Below are 3758 nucleotides of genomic sequence, written 5' to 3'. Positions count from 1 at the left end.
TCTCCAGCCGTGTGGACTGCGACAGGGCGCTCAGGGCAGCGAGGGCGGATTCTGTATCCATATATCCTTGTTTGTGGATATATTGTCGTAAGTCAAGCTATCCTATGTGAGAAAACAGAGATCACAACCGTCGGCTTCCTCAATTTTTCCGCTCAGACCAGACCTTCCGCCCTCCCCCCCATTGCTGACATCGAACGGATCTTTGTCACGATATAGGCCTGATAGGCCTGCGTGAAACGGGTGGCCTGTCACCTAATTAAGGAACTTCGACAAACCTCTCTTTCTCCGGGAGCCCATATCTACGTGCCATAAGTGGAATTTGAGAGCATTTGCAGGATCTTTTCCATATTCGCCGATAAGTTTTCTATCAATACGATCAGTGCGTGGACTTCGGCGGTTACCTTGTAACGGAAACCCACAATCCCGCCCTTCCTACTCGACCAGACGGCTAGAATAGGCCAAAATGCGGCTCTAATTTATTGTCATATTAAGGCTTTAGTTTCATGTCACGCGGTCGTCCACGTAAAAACCCTGATGCTGCCTCTGCTCCTAAGAAAACTACCAAAGCACGCAAGGCCAAGGCAGCGACCGCGACACTGGGCTTTGAACAGCAGATGTTTCTGGCGGCGGACAAGCTGCGCAAGAACCTTGAGCCTTCAGACTACAAACATGTGGCCCTTGGCCTGATCTTCCTGCGCTACATCTCCACTGCGTTTGAAGCCCGACATGCTGAACTGATGCTGGAAGACCCGGAAGCAGCGGAAGATCCTGACGAATATCTGGCCGAGAATATCTTCTGGGTGCCGGAGACGGCTCGATGGTCTCATCTCAAGGACAATGCCCGTTCGGCCAATATTGGCAAGATGATTGATGAGGCCATGCTGGCCATCGAGAAAGCCAACCCGGAACAGCTCAAAGGCGTGCTACCCAAGGATTACGGGCGCCCGGCCCTTGATACCGTCATGCTGGGTGAGCTGATCGACCTGATCTCCGATATCGGCATGGGCGATACGGACGACAAGGCGCGGGACGTGCTGGGCCGGGTGTATGAATACTTCCTTGGCGGGTTTGCCGGAGCCGAAGGGAAGCGTGGGGGTGAGTTCTACACGCCGTCCAGCGTGGTGCGCACGCTGGTTTCCATGCTCGAACCCTATAAGGGCCGGGTCTATGACCCCTGCTGTGGGTCTGGCGGCATGTTCGTGCAGTCCGAACGCTTTGTGGAAACCCATGGTGGCAAGCTGGGTGATATTGCCATTTATGGGCAGGAGAGCAACCACACCACTTGGCGTCTGGCCCGTATGAACCTTGCCGTGCGGGGTATTGGCGCGGACATTCGCTGGAACAATGAGGGCAGCTTTCTACGCGACGAGCTGAAAGACCTGCGCTTTGACTATATTCTGGCCAACCCGCCCTTTAACGTGTCGGACTGGTGGAATGCCTCGCTGGAGGAAGATCCGCGCTGGCAGTATGGCAAGCCGCCAGCGGGCAATGCCAACTATGCGTGGCTTCAGCATATTCTATGGCATCTGGCTCCCGATGGCACCGCTGGCGTGGTGCTGGCCAATGGCTCCATGTCCTCCAACCAGAATAGCGAGGGCGAAATCCGCCGCCGGATGGTGGAAGCAGACGTGGTGGACTGCATGGTGGCCCTACCAGGACAGCTTTTCTATTCCACCCAGATTCCGGCCTGTCTGTGGTTCCTGACCCGCACCAAGAACCCGAAAGGCTGGCGGGACCGACGCGGAGAAATCCTGTTCATTGATGCCCGCAAGCTGGGCAAGCTCGTTGACCGTACCCGCCGGGAACTGACGGATGAAGACGTAGCGCGCATTGCCGACACCTACCATGCATGGCGTGGGGAAAAGAATGCAGGGAAATACGAGGACATTCCGGGTTTCTGCAAATCCGCCACACTGGACGAGGTCGAGCAGCACGGCTTTGTGCTGACACCGGGCCGCTACGTGGGGGCAGAGGAAGCCGAGGAAGACAGTGTGCCATTCACTGAACGCTTCGCAGCCCTTGAAAAGACCCTGAAAGAACAGTTTGCGCAGGGTGACGCCCTGAACGCGAAAATTACCGCCTCCCTGAAGCTGATCGTGCAGAAGGAAAGCGTGTGATGCTCTATCTCACTCCACTGGAACGCGCTTTGAACCGCCTGAAGGAAGGCTGGACCCGCCACCTTGCCCACCCAGACGATGAGCAATTACGGGACGGCCTGATCCAGCGCTTCGAGTTTACCTATGAACTCAGCCACAAGACCCTGAAGCGCTTTCTGGAAACCAATTCAGCCTCCCCCGACGAATATGACCGCATGGGCTTTCCGGACATGATCCGCTCCGCCAATGAGGCTGGACTGCTCAAAAGCGCATGGCCCCAGTGGAGCGTGTTCCGCAAAATGCGTAACCTGACGAGCCATACTTACAACGAGGCCACAGCCAAACAGGTTGTGGCCACCATTCCAGACTTTATCGTAGAAGCGGAGTTTCTACTGGTCACGCTGAAAGAGCGCACAACGTGACAGGACTGATCGAGATCACGCCCGAAGAGCGGGCTATTGTGCTGCGGATACTGAATGAGATTGTGCCCGACCGTGAAGTGCGAGCTTTTGGTTCGCGTGTCACAGGCAAGGCCAAGCTTTTTTCTGATCTTGATCTAGCGATTATGGGTGATGAACCTTTGCTTTTGGAAACGCGAGCACGACTGGAGGAAGCTTTCTCGGAGTCAGAATTGCCGTGGAAAGTTGATGTATTGGATTGGGCTCTGGCGGATAAAATGTTCCAAGATATTATTATGAAAACAAGCTTGGTATTTCGTAAACAACAGAAAAGATTTTAGAAGAATTTTACAATGAGCAACTTAACGTATCATGAAAAATGGACGACCTGTCCTATATCCTACTTATGTGATGCTGATGGAAGCATCCAAACTGGTCCTTTATGGTACACAATTACACGCCTCTGATTATGTAACATCAGGCGTACCCTGCATTATGCCTCAAGATATCATTGATGGTAAAATTTCGACTGGAAAAATTTCTTATATTTCAGAAGAAAATGCCAATCGTCTTTCAAATTTTAGACTTGCGCAAAATGATATTATTTATCCTAGGCGTGGCGACATTACTAAGCACGCCCTAATCACTTCAAGAGAAAATGGATGGCTTTGCGGAACTGGTTGCTTAAGAATTAGCACTACAGTTGCATTTTGTGTCGTGAGTGAGCGCGGATAGCACTGGCCTGATGCGTTCGTCGAAAGACGGACCATCTGAGGATGTGAGAGACGGGTAGTCTGCGTTGTGCAAGTTTTACGACGAGGCGCCTGATCTCCTGAATGGACCAGCGGACAAGGACTGTCGTGTTCTGAGTTGTGTTTTTTTCGGTTTCAGTGAGTTTGCCTGGTAACGGACACTGGCCATGACGGCATAGGCCAGCATGACCAGAGAGACATGCCGATGCCAACCATGCCAGGAGCGGGTCTCGTTATGATCAAGACCAAATTCGTTTTTGGCCGTCTCGAACCCTTCTTCGATCCTCCAGCGCGTCCCTTCAACGTTCACCAGTTCCTGCGTGGTTGTCCCTTTCGGGCTCCAGGTCGTAAAATAGGCAAGGTCCCCGTCAGCGATGTTTCGGCGGATCAACAGGCCACGTGTCCATGGTCCGGCTATAGGGCAGTCAAATTCTTCAGCATCCAGATCAGCAAGCGGAAGATACGCCCAGTCATAAAGTCGCTCACCTTTTGTGCCGTGCCCCGCTGACAGA

5 protein-coding genes are annotated in these 3758 nt (G+C 53.1%); 4 read left to right on the top strand and 1 reads right to left on the bottom strand.

Translation table 11 applies throughout. The features are described from left to right. The first annotated feature begins 503 nt into the window (after positions 1 to 503). Genes ACP7IZ_RS13535 through ACP7IZ_RS13520 form a run of 4 tightly spaced genes read left to right on the top strand, consistent with a single transcriptional unit; the run spans position 504 to position 3229 of the window. Positions 504 to 2117, top strand: a complete 1614-nt coding sequence (locus ACP7IZ_RS13535; RefSeq protein WP_006115727.1) for a type I restriction-modification system subunit M — start codon at positions 504 to 506, stop codon at positions 2115 to 2117. Then, a complete protein-coding gene (locus ACP7IZ_RS13530) occupies positions 2117 to 2518 on the top strand; it encodes a nucleotidyltransferase substrate binding protein (RefSeq protein WP_012813241.1) in 402 nt (133 codons plus the stop codon). The genes ACP7IZ_RS13535 and ACP7IZ_RS13530 overlap by 1 nt, the downstream gene beginning before the upstream one ends. Next, positions 2515 to 2835, top strand: coding sequence for a nucleotidyltransferase family protein (locus ACP7IZ_RS13525; protein WP_006115724.1), 321 nt, complete (start codon positions 2515 to 2517; stop codon positions 2833 to 2835). The genes ACP7IZ_RS13530 and ACP7IZ_RS13525 overlap by 4 nt, the downstream gene beginning before the upstream one ends. Before the next feature lie 31 nt (positions 2836 to 2866). After that, on the top strand, positions 2867 to 3229 hold the full coding sequence (locus tag ACP7IZ_RS13520; RefSeq protein ID WP_232517491.1) for a hypothetical protein: 363 nt from the start codon (positions 2867 to 2869) through the stop codon (positions 3227 to 3229). Between the two features lie 75 nt (positions 3230 to 3304). Here the strand turns inward: ACP7IZ_RS13520 and ACP7IZ_RS13515 are convergent. Further along, a partial coding sequence (locus ACP7IZ_RS13515; protein ID WP_426849672.1) for a transposase occupies positions 3305 to 3758 on the bottom strand: 454 nt, incomplete at its 5' end.

This window comes from Acetobacter sp. AAB5, assembly GCF_050106715.1.
Classification (GTDB): Bacteria; Pseudomonadota; Alphaproteobacteria; order Acetobacterales; family Acetobacteraceae; genus Acetobacter; species Acetobacter oryzifermentans.
The sequence above is the reverse complement of the archived record's forward strand: the minus strand, read 5'-3'. Positions and strand labels throughout refer to the sequence as shown.